At 47.6% G+C, this 20,918-nt stretch carries 17 protein-coding genes and 2 pseudogenes; 12 read left to right on the forward strand and 7 right to left on the reverse strand.

The annotated features are described in order from the left end of the window. Positions 1 to 178: 178 nt before the first annotated feature. The 3 genes and pseudogenes from JCM15908_RS05150 to JCM15908_RS12445 all read right to left on the reverse strand — a co-directional run bounded on the left by JCM15908_RS05150 (position 179) and on the right by JCM15908_RS12445 (position 2,554). Positions 179 to 922, reverse strand: a complete 744-nt coding sequence (locus JCM15908_RS05150; protein ID WP_025002541.1) for a peptidylprolyl isomerase — start codon at positions 920 to 922, stop codon at positions 179 to 181. A gap of 184 nt (positions 923 to 1,106) precedes the next feature. Next, positions 1,107 to 1,940, reverse strand: a complete 834-nt coding sequence (locus JCM15908_RS05155; protein WP_025002542.1) for a DnaJ domain-containing protein — start codon at positions 1,938 to 1,940, stop codon at positions 1,107 to 1,109. A 165-nt stretch (positions 1,941 to 2,105) separates the two neighbouring features. After that, a pseudogene (locus tag JCM15908_RS12445) lies at positions 2,106 to 2,554 on the reverse strand (type I restriction enzyme HsdR N-terminal domain-containing protein). Positions 2,555 to 2,739: 185 nt separating this feature from the next. Between JCM15908_RS12445 and holA the strand changes: the two are divergent. The 8 genes and pseudogenes from holA to JCM15908_RS05200 all read left to right on the forward strand — a co-directional run bounded on the left by holA (position 2,740) and on the right by JCM15908_RS05200 (position 10,991). Continuing rightward, positions 2,740 to 3,765, forward strand: a complete 1,026-nt coding sequence (gene holA / locus JCM15908_RS05165; protein ID WP_025002543.1) for a DNA polymerase III subunit delta — start codon at positions 2,740 to 2,742, stop codon at positions 3,763 to 3,765. A gap of 814 nt (positions 3,766 to 4,579) precedes the next feature. After that, positions 4,580 to 5,050: a helix-turn-helix domain-containing protein gene (locus tag JCM15908_RS05170; RefSeq protein WP_025002544.1), complete on the forward strand. Its 471-nt coding sequence runs from the start codon at positions 4,580 to 4,582 to the stop codon at positions 5,048 to 5,050. 346 nt (positions 5,051 to 5,396) lie between these two features. Next, positions 5,397 to 6,167, forward strand: coding sequence for a dihydroorotate dehydrogenase electron transfer subunit (locus tag JCM15908_RS05175; protein ID WP_025002545.1), 771 nt, complete (start codon positions 5,397 to 5,399; stop codon positions 6,165 to 6,167). Positions 6,168 to 6,208: 41 nt separating this feature from the next. Then, a pseudogene (locus JCM15908_RS12450) lies at positions 6,209 to 7,113 on the forward strand (dihydroorotate dehydrogenase). A gap of 440 nt (positions 7,114 to 7,553) precedes the next feature. Next, the gene (locus JCM15908_RS05185; protein WP_025002546.1) at positions 7,554 to 8,531 is read left to right on the forward strand and encodes a DNA adenine methylase; all 978 of its coding nucleotides are present in this window, start codon (positions 7,554 to 7,556) and stop codon (positions 8,529 to 8,531) included. Next, complete coding sequence (locus JCM15908_RS05190) at positions 8,515 to 9,336, forward strand: type II restriction endonuclease (protein ID WP_025002547.1); 822 nt, start codon at positions 8,515 to 8,517, stop codon at positions 9,334 to 9,336. Before JCM15908_RS05185 ends, JCM15908_RS05190 begins: the two co-directional genes overlap by 17 nt. After that, on the forward strand, positions 9,323 to 10,099 hold the full coding sequence (locus JCM15908_RS05195; protein WP_025002548.1) for a type II restriction enzyme: 777 nt from the start codon (positions 9,323 to 9,325) through the stop codon (positions 10,097 to 10,099). The genes JCM15908_RS05190 and JCM15908_RS05195 overlap by 14 nt, the downstream gene beginning before the upstream one ends. Before the next feature lie 4 nt (positions 10,100 to 10,103). After that, entirely contained in the window at positions 10,104 to 10,991 is an 888-nt protein-coding gene (locus tag JCM15908_RS05200; protein ID WP_025002549.1) for a DNA-methyltransferase, read from the forward strand. 69 nt (positions 10,992 to 11,060) lie between these two features. Here the strand turns inward: JCM15908_RS05200 and JCM15908_RS05205 are convergent, their stop codons facing one another. The 4 genes from JCM15908_RS05205 to JCM15908_RS14580 all read right to left on the reverse strand — a co-directional run bounded on the left by JCM15908_RS05205 (position 11,061) and on the right by JCM15908_RS14580 (position 14,359). Next, positions 11,061 to 11,729, reverse strand: coding sequence for a NigD1/NigD2 family lipoprotein (locus JCM15908_RS05205; RefSeq protein WP_025002550.1), 669 nt, complete (start codon positions 11,727 to 11,729; stop codon positions 11,061 to 11,063). Continuing rightward, positions 11,722 to 12,876: a hypothetical protein gene (locus JCM15908_RS05210; protein WP_025002551.1), complete on the reverse strand. Its 1,155-nt coding sequence runs from the start codon at positions 12,874 to 12,876 to the stop codon at positions 11,722 to 11,724. The genes JCM15908_RS05205 and JCM15908_RS05210 overlap by 8 nt, the downstream gene beginning before the upstream one ends. 70 nt (positions 12,877 to 12,946) lie before the next feature. After that, the gene (locus JCM15908_RS05215; RefSeq protein ID WP_025002552.1) at positions 12,947 to 13,732 is read right to left on the reverse strand and encodes a DeoR/GlpR family DNA-binding transcription regulator; all 786 of its coding nucleotides are present in this window, start codon (positions 13,730 to 13,732) and stop codon (positions 12,947 to 12,949) included. Between the two features lie 369 nt (positions 13,733 to 14,101). Continuing rightward, positions 14,102 to 14,359 carry a hypothetical protein gene (locus JCM15908_RS14580; RefSeq protein WP_148295528.1) on the reverse strand — a complete coding sequence of 86 codons (258 nt, stop codon included), beginning with the start codon at positions 14,357 to 14,359 and terminating at the stop codon, positions 14,102 to 14,104. Between the two features lie 621 nt (positions 14,360 to 14,980). On the opposite strand from JCM15908_RS14580, the gene glpA reads away from it, so the two are divergent. From glpA to glpK, 4 genes are all read left to right on the forward strand, one after another. Next, the gene (gene glpA, locus JCM15908_RS05230; RefSeq protein ID WP_025002555.1) at positions 14,981 to 16,594 is read left to right on the forward strand and encodes an anaerobic glycerol-3-phosphate dehydrogenase subunit A; all 1,614 of its coding nucleotides are present in this window, start codon (positions 14,981 to 14,983) and stop codon (positions 16,592 to 16,594) included. A gap of 96 nt (positions 16,595 to 16,690) precedes the next feature. Next, positions 16,691 to 17,914: a glycerol-3-phosphate dehydrogenase subunit GlpB gene (glpB, locus tag JCM15908_RS05235; RefSeq protein WP_025002556.1), complete on the forward strand. Its 1,224-nt coding sequence runs from the start codon at positions 16,691 to 16,693 to the stop codon at positions 17,912 to 17,914. Between the two features lie 28 nt (positions 17,915 to 17,942). Then, positions 17,943 to 19,196: an anaerobic glycerol-3-phosphate dehydrogenase subunit GlpC gene (glpC, locus tag JCM15908_RS05240; protein WP_025002557.1), complete on the forward strand. Its 1,254-nt coding sequence runs from the start codon at positions 17,943 to 17,945 to the stop codon at positions 19,194 to 19,196. 114 nt (positions 19,197 to 19,310) lie between these two features. Beyond that, positions 19,311 to 20,798 (forward strand): glycerol kinase GlpK, encoded by a 1,488-nt coding sequence (glpK, locus tag JCM15908_RS05245; protein WP_025002558.1) that lies wholly within the window; start codon positions 19,311 to 19,313, stop codon positions 20,796 to 20,798. The last annotated feature ends 120 nt before the right edge of the window (positions 20,799 to 20,918 follow it).

Raw genomic sequence — 20,918 nt, forward strand, 5'->3', positions numbered from 1 at the left:
CGTTAGCGAATTTTATATACGGTTAGAAATTTACGGGGAAGCGGTTAGAAAAATATTTCTATACGTATATAAATTTTCCGCTAACCGTATATAAATTTTAGGCCTCCCCGAAGCCCGGAAAACAACGGCCAATCCTGCCGGAAACCGGTACTGTCCCGGCAAAGGCTCTCGCTTCTTTTTACGATACTTCTACATTCATTGTAATGTCGGAAACCGGGCGGTCGTTGTGGTCGGTCTCGGTGTTTTGTATTCGTTCCACTACATCCAAGCCTTCTTCCACCTCTCCGAAGACGGTGTACTGATTGTCGAGGAAAGGAGTTCCGCCGATGGTGGTGTAGGCTTCTGTCTGCTCGGCGGTGAAGGTGGGCCTGCCATTTTCCTTGCATATCTTCTTGGTTTCCGCGATGAGGCGGTCTTGCAGGTCTTGCAGGCCTGCGCGGTCGCGGTTTCGGCGTAGTGTCATTATCTCGTCGTGATGTTCTTTTACAAGTTGGTTGAATACGGTCTGTTCCTGCTGCATCGCCATCTGCCGCTCCATCTGTTTTAGCTCTGCTGCGTTATAGGTTTTGCCCCATACGATGTAGAACTGGCTGCCGCTGCTCTCGCGTTCGGGGTTTACCTCGTCGCCGGTACGGGCGGCACTCAGCGCACCGCGCTTGTGGAAGAGCCGGGGATAGACGAACTCGGCAGGGATGGTATGGCCGGGACCACCCGTTCCGAGCATCTTGCCCTTGGGGGCATTTCTGCTTTCGGGGTCGCCGCCCTGCACCATGAAGTCCTTGATGACGCGGTGGAAGAGCGTGTCGTCGAAGTAGCCTTCTTTGGCCAGCTTGATGAAGTTGTCGCGATGTTTCGGGGTCTCGTCGTAGAGGCGGACGGTGATGTCGCCTTCTGTTGTCTTTATTTTGATTCTTGTTGCCATAATGATGAATGTTGTCTTTTGCTTATGGGGATGTTTCTATTTTTGATGATTGTATAGGCGGGATGATTTGCTGACTTTTTTGGTTTTTTCTTTCGGGGACACTGGGGCATCTTTCTGTGGTAAATGACTTTGTTTTCAGGCATGTAGGATAATGTTCCTATGCTGTTAGTCCGTCTGCCTGTTTCTACATTCCCCTTGCCTTGAAAATCCTTTCTTTTGCATCGTTGATTTCCTGAAACTTTTTCTCGGCAGCCTTGCGGATGTCCTCGCCGAGCGTTGCCACACGGTCGGGATGGTGCTTGAGGGCCATCTTTCGGTAGGCAGCTTTCACTTCGTCGTCGGTAGCAGCCGGAGAGATGCCCAGCACCTTGTAGGCATCATCAAGGCTGCCTCTGCTGTCGGCACCGTTTTCGAGGTTGAGCATGGACTCTACGTCCTGTTCGGAGAGGTTCATGTAGCGTGCCACTTCTTTCAGGGCAGCTGTCTCTTCCGGGCTGACGATACCGTCTGCCTTGGCTATCAGTACGAGATAGTTGAGTAGCTGTAGGCGTTGCCCCTCGTTGGAGTGGAAGGAGATTTCCATGCAGCTCTTGCGGATGGTCTCCTTGAATGTAAATGCTCCCTGCTGCTTTTGCATCTCGAATAGTTTGAGAAGAATATCCTCACCTTGGGCAACGGCTGCCTCTCCGAAGTTCTTACGCAGGAACTGCCGTACAAACTCCATTTCGGAGTGCATCACCTTTCCGTCCGCCTTGATGATGTAGGAGGAGAGGACAAGCATGGAGAAGAGGAAAGAGTTGCGGTCTTCTTCAAAGGGACGCTGTCCGTATGGCTGTTGATACTGATAATTTTCCTGCCGGTAGTTGGTGTCGTCGTTGGCATAGTAGCCTTTTCCTTTATCGCCTTCTATCGCGTCGTCGATGAGGCTTCCGATGCAGTAGCCTGCCACTGCGCCCAAGACGCTTCCGCCTGCAAGCACCCAGCCGAGTGCTCCGCCTATCCATTTTCCTATTGCCATCTTGTTGTTTTTTTTCTGTTAGCTTGTTCGTAATTCTTTTTTTGATTTGATTATAGTTCTTCAAAGATAATGCCAAATGTTCTATATTCATGCATGATACGTCGAAGATGGGATGGTGATATGTCTGTATTATATATTTTTTCTGTGTTTTTATTATATTGCCTGTTAAATATTTTCGTATGACGGAATATCCTCTAAGAAAGTGTAGCTCATGTTCTGATAGTCCATCTTACAAGCGTATGTCTGCATACCGTTCGAGACGACCAGATAGTCTACGTGGAGGAGGAGATTATACACGGAAATCTGGTCGAAGACCTTCTGTGTGATGGGAATGTGGGGGGCTTTGTATTCGGCTATCATCCGGGGATGAAGTTCCCGGTCGTAAAGCACGCTGTCTGCCCGGACCGTCTTGTCTCCCACTTGCAGGGCAACTTCGTTGGCGAGTAGGTAGAGGGATAGCCCTTATGTTCGACCAAGAAATGGATGAAATGTTGGCGTACCCACTCCTCCGGAGTAAGGACGACAAATCTCCGGCGGAGAATGTCGAATATTCTCTTTTTCCCGTCCGTCTCTTGAATGTTGATTTTATATTGGGGGAGGTTGAGTTGTATCATTTTGAAGCCTTATATATAATAAGGTGGATTTTCGTTTGAATGGGTGTTCAAGGAATTTGCTATGAAAATTTTGTTTTCTATTCCTTTTCAATTAACTTTGCATATATAATATAAGGTGTAGAATGGGAGTTTGTTCCTTATACAGGATTCGACTCATATTTTGTGCAAAGTTAATAAAAAAGATAATGTCTACAAAGCAAGGTACAACATTTCAAAGCGTCATGCAGGATTTGAAGGCGCGCAAGTTTTCCCCCATCTATATTCTGATGGGTGATGAGGCTTATTACATAGACCGGATATCCGACTATATTGCCAACAATGTACTGACACCTGAGGAACGCGACTTCAATCAGACCATTTGTTTCGGGGCGGATGTTACGGCCGTACAGGTTGCTGATATGGCAAGACGCTATCCAATGATGGCAGAATATCAGGTTATCATTGTAAAGGAAGCACAGAACATTCGCACATTGGACGCTTTGGAGAAGTATCTGAAGAATCCTATTCGTTCTACTATATTGGTATGGTGCCATAAAAACGGGAAAATAGATGCGCGCAAGAAAGTGTTGCCTTTGGCCCAAGCGGTTGGGGTTGTATTTGAAAGCAAGAAGATTCGAGAATATCAGTTGGAAGACTTTATTCAAAATTATCTGAAGCCAAAAGGTGTTTCCATTGATTCGAAGTCGTGCCAAATGATTACTGATCATGTTGGTGCCGATTTGAGTAGACTAACTTCTGAACTTGACAAGGTGGTTCTTTCGCTTTCTGAAAACAATCTTCGTATAACTCCAGAAGTGGTAGAAAAGGAGATTGGGGTAAGCAAAGATTTCAATGCTTTTGAACTGCGTGATGCTATTGTTCGGAAGGATATTTTTAAGGCAAATCAGATTATCAATTATTTTGACAAAAATCCAAAGGCTGGTTCTCTTTATTCTTTTCTCCCTTTGCTGTTTTCTTTTTTTCAAAATCTGATGATAGTCCATTATTCTCCCCAAAAGCAGTCGGAAAACGATGTTGCTAAGGTTTTGGATTTACGCTCCAGCTGGGGAGCAAAAGATTATTTTATAGGATCGAGAAGATATTCTGCCCGTAAAACAATGGAGATAATTTCAAAGATTCGGGACACCGATGCGAAGAGTAAAGGATTGGATAATCCAAATACGAGTGCAGGAGAACTGATGAAAGAGCTTATTTTTTTCATTTTACACTAAAAACTTAGAGATTTCGGGCTGTTTATTTGCTCGAAATCTATCGAAAAATACCAATTTCAGCCCTGTTTTTCTCTAGATTAGCAATTCCCAAAAACGGATTTTCAGGGCTTAAAAGTCTAAGAATAGGGAAGTTAGCTAATTTTTAATGCTCTAAAATTTGCATATTTTCGTCTGATTAATCACTCGTTCAGGAATATGCGAAAAATGGGAAATATAGAACTTTTCACCATCTCTTATTTTTTGTTTTGGTGTTGTTAACGTTCAGCATTGTAAAGTTTTAGTTTTGAAAGTAAAACCAAAAGAAGATATGTTAAGAGCAAATGGAGATTATTTTGTTTGAAAAATATGCACAAGTCGCCCCGTGTTTATATATCCAAACCTAAATATTCTTATTCAAAAAGCAAGACGAATAGATATGCGGATTGGGATAATACCTGTAAAATACTATATATTAGCAAGTTTATAGTTTTTATAGACGTATTTCATGTGATAATAGTGGTGAATTTTCTCTTTTGGTGTGTATATTGGTAAAATTACATTCATAAATTAAACATTAACTATCTGTATATGAGTGATTTAAGTTAAATTGTTCAATGGTTGACTATAGCAGTTTATGTTTCTATATTTTATCTTTGTATATACAAATATAAATTACTCACATTTGTAAATTGCAGGGTTCTGTGTTTTGATATAAAAACAGAAAAGTTAGAGACCTGAATATTTTCTTTTTTATTTGGAATTTTGAATTATTTGCTTTACCTTTGTAAAATAATATAAGAAGAAGCTTATTGCTTCAAAAATAGTACTTTTAGACATGAAGGATAGAATTAAGCAGCTCATGGAGAGTCAACACATGACCCAACAAACCTTTGCGGATTTCATTGGAATCTCAACCGCGTCATTGAGTAGCATCTTCAATGGTCGGACGAAACCTACTCTTAATACGGTTGAAGCTATAAAAGGAAAATTCACTACTATCAATCTTGAGTGGTTGATGTATGGTTCTGGCCCTATGTTTAAGGAGCAGGCTACAGCTATGGATAGTGGTGATAATACTAAGCAATCAATCAATGAGGGAGCTTTTGAGTTTGGCGGTGATGAGCGGTACAATGCTCCCCTATCCTCTCGTCTTTCTGAAAGTGTTTCTGATTATAGTGTGAGAAAGACAACCAATAATATAGGGCATGCTGATGTGAAATATATTGACAAACCACAACGAAGTATCACTGAGATTCGTATATTCTTTGATGATCAGACTTGGGAAAGTTTTGTACCCAAAAAATAGTTATTAAAAGCGAAGTGGGCATTGTTTCGAGTTGAAGAGGCATGACCTCCACCTGTCTTTAGCCAATAAGTTATTGGTTGAGATATTTATATCATGCTTGGCTTTTTGTTTTGCGTTGTTTGTGAAACGGAACTATCGGATTTGGTGCAGCTCTCTATGCGTTGTGTCCAATGTTTTCGGCTGTACTTCATTTTATGGATTGTCATCTATCCCTAAATCTTTATATTAGCAAGTTAAATGTAGTTGAGATGTTGCATGGCTGATGTATTTTTTATATTTTTGTATTCGGATATGGATACTCCCTTGTTCCGCTTGCAATTTTGCAATCCTTATTATGATACATCAGATGAAGAAATTTATCAAAGACCTTACTGTTTCCTCTTTGGAGCATCTTAACGATAAGCATGTCCTTATCAAGTTGACCGACAGCTCTCCATTACCTCCCATGTTGCCGGGGCAATTTGTAGAAGTGCGTGTAGATAAGTCCTCTTTTACATTCCTCCGTCGTCCCATCTCTATCAATTATGTTGATACCGAGCGTAATGAGCTATGGCTCTTGGTAGCTGCCATCGGAGAGGGTACGCATGCAATGGCATGTTTGAATACGGGCGACAAGCTGAATTGTATGTTCCCATTGGGCAATGGTTTTAGCATGCCAACTGCTTCTGACCAGAGGTTTTTACTGGTAGGAGGTGGAGTAGGTGTTGCTCCGTTGCTTTATTTCGGTAAATATATAAGGAAAATGAAGTCCGAACCCATATTCCTTTTAGGAGCACGGACGGGGAAAGATCTCTTGGAGATGGATGCTTTCAGGGAATTGGGAACGGTTCATGTTACTACCGAAGATGGAAGTGTGGGAGAAAAGGGATTTGTTACCGATCATCCCGTTTTGCAAAGAGAGCATTTCGACCAAATTTCTACTTGTGGACCTAAGCCCATGATGGTTGCTGTAGCTAAGTTTGCCCGGAAAGCTGGTATTCGCTGTGAGGCTTCTTTGGAGAACATGATGGCTTGCGGAGTGGGAGCTTGTCTCTGTTGTGTGGAGAAGACAACCGTAGGCAATCTCTGTGTCTGCAAGGAGGGGCCTGTCTTTGATGTTAACCGTTTGTTATGGTAAGAGCGGTAGTATATAATTATTTGTAAAATAAAATACAATATATGGCAAATCTAAATGTAAAGATAAATGATTTACTTCTTAAGAATCCTGTAATGACAGCAAGCGGTACTTTCGGCTACGGCTTGGAGTTTCAGGATTTTGTTCCTCTCAATCAAATAGGTGGTATTATCGTAAAGGGCACGACACTTCATCCACGTGAGGGAAACGACTATCCGCGAATGGTGGAGACAGCACAGGGAATGTTGAATTGTGTCGGACTGCAAAATAAGGGAGTGGATTATTTTATCGAACATATCTATCCGGAGATAAAGAATATAGATACCAATATGATTGTCAATGTCAGTGGCAACTCCCCCGAGGCGTATGCTGAGACTGCTGCCCGGCTTGATGCTTGGAGGGGATTCCCGCAATAGAGGTGAATATCTCCTGCCCGAATGTAAAAGAAGGCGGTATGGCGTTTGGCGTTACGTGCGGTGGTGCTGCAACCATTGTCAAGGCTGTACGCCAGCATTACCACAAGACGATGATAGTAAAGCTCTCTCCGAATGTTACCGATATTGCCAGTATTGCCCGTGCCTGTGAGGATGAGGGAGCCGATTCTGTTTCGCTTATTAATACTCTGATGGGTATGGCGATAGATATAGAGCATCGTTGTCCGAAGCTAAGTATTCGCACGGGCGGTTTGAGTGGCCCAGCCGTGAAGCCTGTTGCCCTCCGTATGGTGAACGATGTGGCAAAATCCGTCAGAATTCCTGTTGTTGGGTTAGGAGGTATCTCCACGGCTGAGGACGCCATTGAGTTTCTGATGGCAGGTGCCACGGCTATTCAGATAGGTACAGCCAATTTTCTTGACCCACAAATAACGATAAAGGTGCGCGACGGTATCAATGACTGGCTCGACCGTCATGGTTGCCAATCGGTCAGCGAGATTATCGGCTGTGTGTAATGATGGTTATTCGTCTTAGATACGTTTAGAGACTTTGGTAAGCGAATTGTCCTGAAGCCAAGAGGTGGATAATAACTTGACGTTTATTATCTATGTTTTTGAGTTTCATATTTTTCCTGTCATTCTGTCAAGGATTGATAACTATCTGATAATGAACATGTAAAATGTTAAATCAGTTGATAGCCTGACAGCAACGTATGCCGATAGGCTATTGACGGCTTAGAGCAACAGCTTCTCTCTAAGGTAATGGATAAAGTTTGAAACCCAAGAAAGTTGTATTCTGCCCATTATTTGACGTTCTCAATTTAGTTTATTTATCCTCTATTCTTAGCCTTTGAATGATCTTTTTTGATCATGAAACTTAAAGGGTGTTCCTTTCTTTGGTATTGTCTTCTCTTTTAAAGACCTTTGTATAATAAATATAATGGAAAGTGGATATACTGAATAAAGCAAGACCATTTATCAAGTGGGTTGGAGGAAAAGGTCAGTTGATAGACCAACTTATTCCACTGCTTCCTACTAATTTGGATAAATGGGAAAACGTAACTTATATTGAGCCTTTTGTTGGTGGAGGGGCAATGCTTTTTCACATGCTGCAACATTATCCCAATATAACGCATGCCGTAATAAGTGATATTAACTCAGACCTCATCACATGTTATCTTACTGTACGGGATAGCCCGGAAGAACTTATTTGTTCTTTAAAAGATATTGAAAACCACTATCTGGACATTAAGACAGAAGAGGAGCGGAAGGCTTTCTTTTTAGATATACGTGCGCAGTATAACCGTAAGAATCTTTCGCCAATAGAGAATACATCTAAATTTTTCTTCTTAAACAAAACTTGTTTTAATGGATTGTATAGAGTAAACAAGTCCGGGACTTTCAATGTTCCTTTTGGAAAATATAAAAATCCGATGATTTGCGACTCTGAAACTATTAGGAAAGATAGCGAAGTCCTGCAAAAAGTTGATATTCTCAATGGAGATTTTGAAGAAACAATCAACTATGCCATAGGGAAAACATTGTTTTATTTTGATCCTCCATATCGCCCATTAAGTGATACGTCAAATTTTAATGATTATACAAAAGAACCTTTTAACGATGATGCGCAAGTCAGACTAAAAAGGTTTTGTGACAAAGTGGATAAGGCAGGCTATTCTTTCATGCTTAGCAACTCTGATGGAAAAGGTAAGGAAGAAGTTGATAATTTCTTTGATATACTTTATAAAGATTACCATATAGAACGAGTTTGGGCTGCTCGTAGTGTAAACGCTAATCCAAAGAAACGTGGAAAGTTGACGGAGATTCTCGTACATAACTACCCTACGACGAAAGTATATCCATTTATTAGTGACGGAAATAGTCAATCAAGTTTAATAGCTGAAGATAGAGCGAAATATGGAAAAAAACTTTGAAGAATTTATGTCCCAACTTCGAGAGACGAATCAGACGCTTGACTTCTTTTGTGATTTTGAGAAAATAGAAGGCAACGTTAATGATATAAAGCTAAGTCTTTGTATGCTTAATAGTCTTATTGGGGCTACAGACCTTCGTAAAAGCGTAGAGGCTATTTGGAACAGAGATAAGACGGCCTTTAGAGTAATGGATATTCTGATAGCTGTCAGAAGTGGTGGTAAAAAGGTTGTTCTAAGCTCAACAGGGAAGGATATTATACTTGACCGTTTTTTTGATAGCGTAGACGGGGTTATGGAATACTTGAGCCAGACAGGTCTTGCAAGAGTTCTATGCGAAAGAAAAATTAAAGACCTTGTGGACTATGTATTTGGTATAGAAACGGGCTTAGATAGTAATGCCCGCAAAAATCGTAGTGGGCACGTTATGGAAAGTATGATTGCTAAAATCTTTAGAGAGAATGGTATTGAATATCGGCAAGAAGTTTATTCTCGTGAATGGTCAGCCGTAACTCAGGCTCTTGGGGATGATGAGAAACGTTTTGATTTTGTAATAGAGAAGGAGCACAAAACTTATCTCATAGAGGTAAACTTTTATAGTGGAGGAGGCTCTAAGCTGAATGAGGTTGCCCGTTCTTATTCTGACTTAGCACCTAAGATTAATGCTGTATCCGGCTTTGAGTTTGTATGGATTACCGATGGAGTGGGATGGAAGTCTGCAAAGAATAAACTCCAAGAAGCGTATGGGATTATACCAAGTATCTATAACTTAACTAATATAAAAGATTTTATCAATGGCATCAGATAAGGCTTGGAATAAGATATTTAAAGATAACAATATCTTAAATCATAATTTTGATAAGAAACCTTTTGTCCTTTCAGCGAATAATATTAAGAAATCATGTCAGGAATTTACAAAGACGCATGATAAGGAAGTTCGAATATTGTGTAAACAAGATACCCGGGAAGATAGACCTAAAGTCTTTGTGGATAATAAATTATTCATATTGCCAAAACATAATGGAGAGTACTACATTCTTAGGGGCGAGGGATATGTAGATATACCTGATATTACCACGGATATAATAGATTATGATAGTAAGCTGGAATTTACTTTAGAGACTTCTAATGTGGGAGATTCTGAAATGCAATATCTTGACTATGCCTATGCAAATTCTTTGATTAGAACATTTATGGACGATACTTCGTTAGTTCTGACAATAAGAGGTCGTAAATACACCCCTGAATTTAAGTTTCGTGTTGGAACAAATAACTTAGAAGTTTCAAGTGTACAAACAGAAGTTGATGCAGGATACGAAGGGAAAGATTCTATAGTTCTCGTTGAAGCAAAAAACTTCTCTGCAACCAATGTTATAATAAGACAATTATATTATCCTTTTCGTCAATGGGGCCAACATGTAAGGACAAAGAAAGTTTTTCCAGTTTTCTTTGAAAAGCGAGTAATTGACGGTGAGAATATCTTTTATATATGGCAGTTTGAGTTTACAGATAAAGACGATTATAATAGTATAAAGTTAGTCCAGTCAGGGCGTTATAGAATAAAGTCTTAAAAATATGCCTGTTTCTACGTATTATTCCTCCCCCTCCTCCGACTTCCTCCTTGCCCATGGCGACTGCTTCCGGCTGCTACAGGAGTTTGATTTCAAGTTTGACATGATATTTGCCGACCCTCCTTATTTCCTATCCAATGGCGGCATATCGTTGCAAAGCGGAAAGGTGGTGTGCGTAGACAAGGGGGCATGGGACAAGGGAAGGAGCACCGACGAGCTGATGGCGTACAACCATGAGTGGCTGCGGCTCTGTAGGGATAAGTTGAAGGACAACGGGACGATATGGGTCAGTGGGACGTATCACAACATCTTTTCAGTAGCAAACTGCCTGACAGAATTGGGCTATAAGATTCTGAACGTTATTACGTGGCAAAAGACCAATCCCCCTTGCAACATCTCGTGCCGCTTCTTCACCTTTTCGACGGAGTTCATCATTTGGGCGCGCAAGCTACCCAAGGTGCCGCATAAGTTCAACTACCGCCTGATGAAGCAGCTCAACGACGACAAGCAGATGACGGACGTGTGGCGTCTGCCTGCCATCGGGCGGTGGGAGAAGTCGCAGGGCAAGCATCCCACGCAGAAACCTCTTAGCGTTCTGACACGCATCATCCTTGCCTCAACTGACCCGGGCGACTGGATTCTTGACCCTTTCAGTGGTTCCGGTACCACGGGTATTGCTGCTAACCTCTGTGGCAGACGGTTTGCAGGCATAGAACAGGAGGAAGACTTTTGCCGGATGTCAAAGGCCCGGCGCGAGGAAATAGAGGATTCCGCCCGGCGGGCAGACCTCATAGGCCATATTTCCGACTTGCGGCAGGTCCATATCGGGGACATTCAGGCACGGGAGGAGACGGCACCGTATGGCCGGCTGCCTTTTGTTGCCTGTTGCTGACCTTGCAGTCGTAGTGTTTGTCGTATATGATTGGCAATCATCTTCCCGAGGAACAAATATCCGGGAAGACTATTTGACGGAGAAGGTACGGGTTGTCATCCCTTCGTAGGTGGGGATGGATAGCTCTACGCGGCTGTTGGCGTGAAATTCCGACAGCGGAATACTTGCGTAAACCTTTGTGCTGTAATACTCCGGCACACCGTTCTGACCATGCAGCAACCTAATATAATAGGTGTAGGAAGAGCCATGCTGAACAATAGAGTCGCATGCCAAGCCTATCCGCTGCCTTGAGGCTTTGGCATCGGATGCCTTGCCTGTCTTCAGGATGAGGGCAAGGTTAATGTACTTTTTGTTCTTGCTCACCCATGCACTTTCCATGCCGAGTGGATCGTTGAGCGACAAAGAATCTGGGACGGAGGCTTGCGGAACCAGTACGGGTACCTGTGCAATGCCCACCGCCTCCACTTCCGTGTTTCCGCTCCTCCTGTTGCCGTAGAGCAGGGCGCGATAGGCAGAGTCGGGGGCAGTAGCCCATTCTGCTGTCTTTGGGGGAGACAGGAGGAGGGAATCGCCGTCGTCGGTAATGGCGGTGGTGATTCGGCTGTTTCCGTCGGTCTTCGCCACGACAAAGTCTGTACGGAGATACGATAAGTCCGTATCTCCGCTCTTGTAAGGTTCGTTGGTACAGGCGGCAAGAGCTGCTGCCAACGAAAGGCCGAGGACAGTCCGTTTAACCATTCGCCTTCAGATAGTTGCGTGTAGGGTTGGCATACATGGTCAGCATCCGCTCGCGCAGGAAGTCCTCGTCCTTGCCCGGTAGCTCTATCTTTGCCAGCCTGCTCTTGATGTAGGTGTCGAATTTCTGCTTCTCTTCCTCCGTATAGTGGTCGGTGAAGCGGGCCGTGCCTTCAAGCTCGTCAAGGGCAATATAGTTGGTGGGGTAGAGGCGGTAGTTGCGGTGAATCTCCCGGTCGATGTGCGCACAGATAGTTTCCAGCAGCTGTCCTGTCGGCATATTCTCCTCCTTCAGGCCTTCGAGATAGTCGTCAATGCACGGAGCAGCATGGTAGTGGATGTGTCCTTTCAGGCCGATAATGCCGGTGCGCATACTGATAACGTCGTCCATCGGTCCTTTTTTCCATTCCGGATTGTCGCGCTTTGCCTGAAATTCGGCAGCTTTCAGATAGTCGCAGGGGTCGTATTCGTACGATATTGCCAATGGCACGATGTGCAGTTGCTGCAGCTTCTCCAGTACGCTGCCTTCGCCACCCAAGGTGAGCATCTTCAGGATAGCCTTCTGCGTGCGGTCGTCGGAGTCCTTGGCCCGTCCTTCGCGCTGCGCTATCCACAGGTTCTCATGCTTCTCGCTGATGGCGTAGTGCATGTAGCGGGACAGCTTGATGCTCGACTCCAGCCGTTCGCGTGCCATCAGTCCGCGCTTGACTATGAAGCTCTTGTTGACGCGTACGATGTCAAGTACCCACGGCATGGACAGGAGATTGTCGCCGATGGCAATCTCGCAGGTGGTCGAGAACTTTGCATCAATGAGCAGCTTGTCGAGCAGTGCCGAGTCGAGCACGATGTCGCGGTGGTTGCTCATGAAGGTGTAGCAGCGCGTGTTGTCTATGGCGGAGATGTCCATGTCGCACCCCTTGCTCATGCGTTTGAGCAAATCGCGGAGGAAGGTGTAGCAGAAAGTCAGCTGAAAGTCCATGCTGGTCTTGCACTGGCGCATCTTCCGTGCCACCACCTCTATGGGAATCTTCGGATAGAGGAAGTGTACGACGGCCTGAAACTGCTTGTTTTCCAGCAAGCGTTCGTATACGGCAGGCAGCTCGTCCGGGTCAAACGGGCGGATGTCATCAAATTCGGATGGTGTTTTCATAACTTATGTGTCTTTTTAGACCTCCCTTTCGGTAAGGCCGTGTTGTTGTCTTGGTGTATGGCGGCTCTCGTCATGCCTGTATGGACGACTTCATCTCGGCTATTATCAGCTTGATGCCCAGCTCTTCTATGCGCCGTGCGTCGCAGGGCTTGACGTTGGAGTCGGTGATGATGGCGTCGATGTCTTCCATGTTGCCAATCTTGGCGAATCCCCGTCGGCCGAATTTCGACGAGTCGGCCAGTACGATAGTTTTCTGTGCTGCCTGCATCATCTTTTGGTTGAGGTGTGCCTCGCGCATGTCGGTGGTGGTGAATCCGAAGTCGAAGTCAATGCCGTCTACGCCCATAAAGAGCTTGCTCGACGAGCAGTCGTTGAGAAACTGCTCGCTGTAGGGTCCTACTACCGACTCGCTGCTGTGGCGCATGACGCCTCCGAGCTGAATGATGTCGATGTCCTGATTCTTGGCAAGCGACAGCGAGGCTTGCAGGGAAGCCGATACGACGGTAAGGTTCTGCACGGGCTGGATGCAGCGTGCGAAGGCTTGAACGGTCGTCCCCGACGCGAGGATGATGGAGTCGTTGGGCTTGATTAGCTTGGCAGCCTCTATGCCAATGGCGTATTTCTCTTCCGGGGCGAGCTTTTCCTTCTCGTTGACCGAGCGGTTGCTGGTGAAGGGATTGATGGCAATAGCTTTTCCGTGGCTTCTGTACAGCTTGCCGTCGTTCTCCAGTTCGGTCAGGTCCTTGCGGATAGTAACCGACGAAACCTCCAACATCGTTGCTAAGTCTGATACCAATACGGGGTCGTGCTTGAGGAGTTGCTCCAAGATGGCGTTATGTCTTTCTTCTTTTGTCATATAGCTCAGATTAAGATACTTTGTCCGGCATCGTGGAATTGTTGCTCCGAAGAAGCCTGAAACGGGTCGTATTTGGAACAAAGTTATAGATTTTCCTTGACATTATACGGACTGATTGTAGGTTTAACAGAACATTAACAAATAATGAAAAAACCGTTCGGCTTTCGTTTCCGACCTGAACTGAAAGCTGCTTGTTGGCAAGTGGGGAAGCGCGCGCAGTAGATGCAGGGGTGCCGGCGGCGTCTCTGCCGGCTAAAGGAGGTGAAGTTGACGTTTCGGAATTGCCGGGGCTGCAGGCAGAGATGTTTGGGCGGCTGTTCCTGATAAGGGGGAGGCGGATGCTTGCCGGGGCGTACCTTGGGGTTGATTTTATTTTACAAAGACCTTCGCGAGAATCGTTTGAAATCCATCAAATGTCCGTTTGGCTTCAAATAAACGATTCTCGCGGTAGTTTGTTAAGTGCTTGAGAGATAGTGGTTTACGGCTGATTGTGTGTTCTTTCTGGCTTGTCTTTGCATGAAAAATGTCCGAAAAATGGCCTTTTTGGGCCGGATTTACGGTTCGGACAAGGCTTTTTGGCAAAACGGGCAAGCCTCTTTGGCGACCTGAAAGTGCCGCTTTCACCATGCGAAAGTGCTGTTTCCGTTACCCGAAGAGCATATTCAGGCTTTATTTTGTTGGCTTTGAGGCATTTTCGTTCTATTTTGCCGACAGGACAGGATGCTTTTTCTTGCTAAATTAATTGACAAGCCTTCCTATCTGGTGGTGTCTGCTTGGATGACCGCCTGCGCCTTCTCCGAGATGACAAAACGACACGAAGGTGTTGTCCGTAAGGCATAAATCCGTGGTCGTTGCTTTCTTTTCTAATGCTAAAAACGATTCAAATGAAACTCATATTAGCTTTCGTAGCGAAAGAAAACGGGCGGTTTTGAAAACTCTTCCATTCCTTTCGTCTCTTTGTTTATTATGGTGTTGCATGGGAAAATATAGCTTTGTTGGGTTGTTTCCCTTGTGTAAAAGAGACTAAAAAGACACTCTAAAGGGTATATTCTGTTCTATTTTTCTTCTGAAATATTCTGTTTTAGACTTTTTTGTTAAAATAATCAAATAAACGATACAACGTTTCGGAATAAAATGTACCTTTGTTTCGGAAATAAACAAGTTCTTGTGAAATGAAAGCAAAAGGCTTGTTTTATGTTTCAAGACAAAAACATAATGGTTAGAACAAGAACCTAAGCAAAACCAACTATGGATAGAAATATCAGCAAGTGTTACGACGTGATTGTAGTCGGTGGCGGAATTACCGGGGCCGGAACGGCCCGCGATTGTGCCATGCGGGGGCTGAGTGTGCTCTTGGTGGAGAAGTTCGACTTCACCAATGGGGCTACGGGTCGCAACCATGGACTCTTGCATAGTGGCGCGCGCTATGCCGTTACCGATTCAGAGTCGGCATCCGAGTGCATAAGGGAGAATATGATTCTCCGCAAGATAGCCCGGCACTGCGTTGAGGAGACCGACGGTCTCTTCATCACCCTGCCGGAAGACGACATCAGCTTCCAAGGGACATTTGTCGAAGCCTGCCGGCGTGCCGGCATCCGTGCCGACATCATCTCGCCGGAGGAGGCGCGCCGCATAGAGCCGTCGGTCAATCCGTCGCTCATCGGGGCTGTCCGCGTTCCCGACGCCTCGGTAGACCCGTTCCATCTGACCACTGCCAACATTCTCGACGCACGTGCCCATGGTGCCGATGTGTTGAGCTACCATGAGGTGGTGGGCATATTGCAGGAGAACGGGCGCGTCGGTGGTGTCCGCGTGCGCAACAATCACAATGGCGAGGAAAGCGAGATGCGTGCACGGCTCGTTATCAATGCTGCCGGCATCTGGGGACACTCCATTGCCCGGATGGCAGGCGTTACGGTGAATATGTTCCCTGCCAAGGGTACGCTGCTCGTGTTCGGGCACCGTGTGAACAATATGGTCATCAACCGTTGCCGCAAGCCTGCCAATGCCGATATTCTTGTTCCCGACGATGCTGTCTGCGTGATAGGTACGACGAGCGACCGTGTCGGTTACGATACGGTGGACAATCTGGAGATTACTCCCGGGGAGGTGGACATATTGATTAAGGAGGGCGAGAAGCTCGCTCCGGCTCTGGCCTCTACCCGTATTCTCCGCGCCTACGCCGGAGTACGCCCTCTTGTCGCTGCCGACAACGACCCCTCGGGGCGCAGCATCAGCCGTGGCATAGTCTGTCTCGACCACGAAAGCCGCGACGGACTGGCAGGACTGATTACCATTACGGGCGGAAAGATGATGACCTACCGCCTGATGGCGGAGATGGCTACCGACCTTGCCTGCAAGAAGCTGGGCGTATCCAAGCCCTGCAGGACGGCGACGGCCCCGCTTCCGGGTACGGGCGGAACCGACGGCGACAGGCCGGGGAAGTTCTATTCCACCGCACACAATGCTGCACGCGGCCGTCAGGGAAACCGTGTGCGCGAGATAGAGGAACAGCGTGCGGAAGACCGCGCCCTCGTCTGCGAGTGCGAGGAGGTCAGCGTGGGCGAGGTGAAGTATGCCATCAGTCAGCTTCATGTTCACGACTTGGTGAATCTGCGCCGTCGCACCCGTGTCGGCATGGGCACATGTCAGGGCGAGCTTTGCGCCTGTAGGGCTGCCGGGGTGATGTGCGAGACGGGAAAGGAAGCCCGTGAGGCTCTTGCCGACCTTGGCTCGTTTCTCAACGAGCGGTGGAAAGGCATGCGTCCCGTAGCTTGGGGCAGCACCCTCGACGAGTCGCAGCTGACTGCCACCATCTATGGAGGGCTGTGCGGGGTTGACCGGTTGGCTGTTGATGACTGACGGCTGACAATTGACGATTAGCCCAGCCTGCCGGGCCGGATATACGCGGCAGGTCTGGCGGAAGGTTCAAACTTCAAATCTCAAAGTTCAAAGACAATGAAATACGATATTATAATCATAGGAGGAGGACTTAGCGGACTTACTGCCGGCATCGCGCTGGCAAATGCCGGGAAGCGTGTCTGTATTGTCTCGGCAGGACAAAGCAGCCTCCATTTCCATTCCGGGTCTTTCGACCTGCTCGGCTATGATGCCCGTGGGGAGGTAGTGGAGCATCCGCTCGATGCCGTCGGGCAACTCGGGCCGGAGCATCCCTATAGCCGTTTGGGCAAGTCTGGCGTGCAGAGGCTCGCTGCCGAGGCAAAGCGGCTGTTCAATAGGGCTGGCATCAGCGTCAGCGGCGACGCCATTGCCAATCATTACCGGCTGTCTCCAGTTGGTGCAATGAAGCCTGCTTGGCTGACCATCGGAGGCTTTGTGCACAGCTCCTCGGGCACCTCTCTGCCTTGGAAACGGGCCGAAATTCTGAATATTCAGGGCTTTCTCGACTTTCCTACCCAGTTTCTCGCTGCCAGTCTGAAGGCACTGGGAGTTGATTGTCAGGTTAAGTCGTTCACCACAGATGAGCTTTCCCGTGCACGCAAAAGTCCTACGGAGATGCGTGCCACCAATATAGCTAAGGTGTTGGTAGACAAGGACAGCCTGCGCAAGGTGGCCGACCGCATCAATGCCATCAGTGGCAATGCCGACGTGCTGTTGCTTCCTGCCGTGCTCGGATTCAGCGACGGGCAGAGCCTTGATGACCTGAAGGCGTGGGTGAAGAGGCCCGTTCAGTATGTCGCCACCCTGCCCCCGTCGGTTTCGGGTGTCCGTACAGCTGTCTTGCTGAAGCGTCTTTTCGCTCAGTTGGGGGGTACAATGCTTGTCGGCGATGTTGCCAACGGCGGACAATTCAAGGACGGCCGCCTCGTTTCCATTACGACCGAGCATCTCCCCGACGAGGTTTTGTATGCCGACGAGTTCATTCTCGCCTCGGGTTCGTTTATGAGCCACGGCCTGAAGAGTAACTATGAAGGTGTTTTTGAGCCGGTTTTCGGACTTGACGTCGATGCCTCCGGCAACCGGGGCGACTGGACGAGGGAGTCGCTCTTCGATGCTCAGCCTTATATGGAGTACGGTGTGCATACCGATGAGGCTTTCCGTACTTTCAAGAATGGCAATACAATAGATAATCTGTACGCTGTCGGCTCTGTGCTGAGCGGACACAACAGCATCAGGCAGGCCGACGGAACGGGCGTATCGCTCTTGACGGCCTTCGGGTAGCTGAAATAATCATGGAGAGGAAGTAATTATGGCAGAAAGAATACAGCTAAAGAACATCAGCGGAAACAACCTTGAGCAGTGCCTGAAGTGCTCTATCTGCACGGCATACTGCCCTGTTTCTGCCGTAGAACCGAACTATCCGGGGCCGAAACATTCGGGGCCTGATCAGGAACGCTACCGTCTGAAGGACGAAAAGTTCTTTGACGAGGCACTGAAAATGTGTCTGAACTGCAAGCGGTGTGAGGTTGCTTGCCCGTCGGGCGTGCGCATTGCCGACATCATTCAGGCGTCGCGAATCACGTACAGCAAGCATCGGCCCATCCTCCGCGACATGATGCTTGCCAATACCGACTTTGTCGGGACGATGGCCAACATGGTCGCACCTATCGTGAACACTACTTTGGGTCTGTCGCCCGTCAAGGCCGTGCTCCACGGAGTGATGGGCGTGGACAAGCACCGCACCTTTCCTGCATACAGCAGCCAGAAGTTCGAGACGTGGTACAAGCGCAATGCCGCTGCCAGTCAGGACAGCTACAAGAAGCATGTCAGCTATTTCCACGGCTGTTACGTCAACTACAACTATCCGCAGTTGGGCAAAGACTTGGTGAAAATCATGAATGCGGTCGGTTATGGTGTCCATCTCTTGGAGAAGGAGAAGTGTTGCGGCGTCGCCCTCATAGCCAACGGACTGAGCGGACAGGCCCGGAAGCAGGGACAGGTGAACGTCAGTTCCATCCGCAAGTCAGTGAAGGAAGACCACCGCACGGTGCTCACGACGAGTTCGACCTGCACTTTCACGATGCGCGACGAGTACGAACATCTACTTGACATAGACGTTGCCGACGTTCGGGAAGGACTGACTCTTGCCACGCGCTTCCTCTATCGGCTCATTGAGCAGGGCGAGATAAAGCTCGCTTTCCGAAAGGATTTCAAGATGCGTGCGGCCTACCACTCTGCCTGCCACATGGAGAAGATGGGATGGATAGTTTACAGCACGGAGCTGCTGAAGATGATTCCGGGAATGGAACTCATCATGCTCGATTCGCAATGCTGCGGTATTGCCGGCACGTATGGGTTCAAGAAAGAGAACTACGAACGCTCGCAGCAGATTGGTTCGGGCCTCTTCCGGCAAATCAAGGAGCTGAATCCCGACTGCGTAACGACCGACTGCGAGACCTGCAAGTGGCAGATTGAGATGTCGACAGGCTACGAAGTGAAGAATCCAATCTCCATTTTAGCTGACGCACTCGACGTTGAAGCCACCATGAAGCTGAACTCCTGAAGCCGTAAGCCTTTCTTGCCGGACTTATCCCTCCGTCGGCTTCAATCCCTCTCACCACCCCGACAACAAAATAAAACCTAATTACATTTTATATTAATCTAAAGATTTACCAATATGGGAAAGTTCATTTTAGCACTCGACCAAGGGACTACCAGTTCCAGAGCCATCGTTTTCGACCACAACGGACAGATAAAGTCTGTTGCTCAGAAAGAGTTCACCCAGTATTTCCCACAGCCGGGTTGGGTAGAGCACAACCCAAACGAAATCTGGTCTTCTCAGGCTTCGGTTATCGCGGAAGCTATTTCTGCCATTGACATTAACGGTCTTGACCTTGCCGGAATCGGCATTACCAATCAGCGAGAGACTACCATCGTATGGGACGTTGACACCGAGGAGCCTATCTACAACGCCATTGTCTGGCAGGACAGGCGTACGGCCGAATACTGCGACAAGCTGAAGGCACAGGGCCTGACCGACAAAATCCGCGAGAAAACGGGGCTTATCGTAGATGCCTACTTCAGTGGGACGAAGATTAAATGGATTCTCGACAATGTGCCGGGAGCACGCAAGCGTGCCGAGCAGGGAAAGCTCCGCTTCGGCAATGTAGACTCTTGGCTGGTATGGCGACTGACCCGTGGAGAAGTGCATGTAACGGATGTAACCAACGCCTCGCGCACGATGCTCTTCAATATCCACGACCTTAAGTGGGACGAAGACCTGCTGAAACTTCTCGACATTCCGGCGTCCATGATGCCGGAGGTAAAGTCCAGCTCAGAGGTTTACGGTCATACGAAGACTACCATCTTCGCCCACGAGGTGCCAATCTCCGGTATTGCCGGCGACCAGCAGGCTGCCTTGTTCGGCCAGATGTGCATAGAGCCGGGAGCTATCAAGAACACCTACGGAACAGGTTGCTTCGTTATGCTCAACACGGGCAGCAAGCCAGTAGTGTCGAAGAACAACCTTCTGACCACCATCGCTTGGAAGATAGGCGACCGTGTAGACTATGCTCTCGAAGGATCTATCTACGTGGGTGGTTCGGTTGTACAATGGCTGCGCGACGGTTTGGGCTTCATCAAGTCCTCGTCGGAGGTAGAGGAACTTGCAGCTACCGTTCCCGATAGTGGCGGCGTTTACTTCGTGCCGGCTCTGACAGGCCTTGCCGCTCCTTATTGGGACCAGTATGCGCGCGGCACCATGGTGGGTATCACCCGTGGAACGACCCGTGCCCATATCGCGCGCGCCGCCCTCGACGGCATTGCCTTCCAGACTTACGACATCGCACAGGCTATGGCGAAGGACATGGAGGCTCCTCTGACAGAGCTGAAGGTAGACGGTGGCGCATCGCGCAACAACCTTCTGATGCAGTATCAGGCCAACTTGCTCGGCATAAAGGTAGTCCGTCCGAAGATTACTGAGACCACCGCGCTCGGTGCTGCCTATCTGGCAGGTCTGGCAGTAGGCTTCTGGAAAGACATCGACGAGATAAAGAGCCAGTGGCAGGTAGAGCGTTCCTTCGAGCCAGTAGCCGACAGCGAAGACATCGAAAAGGCCAAGAAGGGATGGGCAGACGCCATCGGCAGGACGCTGACAAACAAATAAGGACATTAGGGATTATAGGAGTGAAGGGGCTGAAGGGAGTTATGCCAACAGCTTTTATTATCATTCTAAAACACGGCAGAACCGTGGGCGTAGCTTCTCCTGTCTCCTGCTACTCCTCTA

Origin of the sequence: Prevotella dentasini JCM 15908 (assembly GCF_000614065.1) — a bacterium.
Lineage (GTDB): Bacteria > Bacteroidota > Bacteroidia > Bacteroidales > Bacteroidaceae > Prevotella > Prevotella dentasini.

Bases quoted from the DNA above. Each gene is read 5' to 3' on its own strand.
- JCM15908_RS05200 (WP_025002549.1), top strand. From the start codon at position 10,104: ATGCCTGTTTCTACGTATTATTCCTCCCCCTCCTCCGACTTCCTCCTT.
- holA (WP_025002543.1), top strand. From the start codon at position 2,740: ATGTCTACAAAGCAAGGTACAACATTTCAAAGCGTCATGCAGGATTTG.
- JCM15908_RS05210 (WP_025002551.1), bottom strand. From the start codon at position 12,876: ATGAAAACACCATCCGAATTTGATGACATCCGCCCGTTTGACCCGGAC.
- JCM15908_RS14580 (WP_148295528.1), bottom strand. From the start codon at position 14,359: ATGGTGAAAGCGGCACTTTCAGGTCGCCAAAGAGGCTTGCCCGTTTTG.
- glpB (WP_025002556.1), top strand. From the start codon at position 16,691: ATGAAATACGATATTATAATCATAGGAGGAGGACTTAGCGGACTTACT.
- glpK (WP_025002558.1), top strand. From the start codon at position 19,311: ATGGGAAAGTTCATTTTAGCACTCGACCAAGGGACTACCAGTTCCAGA.
- glpA (WP_025002555.1), top strand. From the start codon at position 14,981: ATGGATAGAAATATCAGCAAGTGTTACGACGTGATTGTAGTCGGTGGC.
- JCM15908_RS05175 (WP_025002545.1), top strand. From the start codon at position 5,397: ATGAAGAAATTTATCAAAGACCTTACTGTTTCCTCTTTGGAGCATCTT.
- JCM15908_RS05150 (WP_025002541.1), bottom strand. From the start codon at position 922: ATGGCAACAAGAATCAAAATAAAGACAACAGAAGGCGACATCACCGTC.
- JCM15908_RS05195 (WP_025002548.1), top strand. From the start codon at position 9,323: ATGGCATCAGATAAGGCTTGGAATAAGATATTTAAAGATAACAATATC.
- JCM15908_RS05215 (WP_025002552.1), bottom strand. From the start codon at position 13,732: ATGACAAAAGAAGAAAGACATAACGCCATCTTGGAGCAACTCCTCAAG.
- glpC (WP_025002557.1), top strand. From the start codon at position 17,943: ATGGCAGAAAGAATACAGCTAAAGAACATCAGCGGAAACAACCTTGAG.
- JCM15908_RS05170 (WP_025002544.1), top strand. From the start codon at position 4,580: ATGAAGGATAGAATTAAGCAGCTCATGGAGAGTCAACACATGACCCAA.
- JCM15908_RS05205 (WP_025002550.1), bottom strand. From the start codon at position 11,729: ATGGTTAAACGGACTGTCCTCGGCCTTTCGTTGGCAGCAGCTCTTGCC.
- JCM15908_RS05155 (WP_025002542.1), bottom strand. From the start codon at position 1,940: ATGGCAATAGGAAAATGGATAGGCGGAGCACTCGGCTGGGTGCTTGCA.
- JCM15908_RS05190 (WP_025002547.1), top strand. From the start codon at position 8,515: ATGGAAAAAAACTTTGAAGAATTTATGTCCCAACTTCGAGAGACGAAT.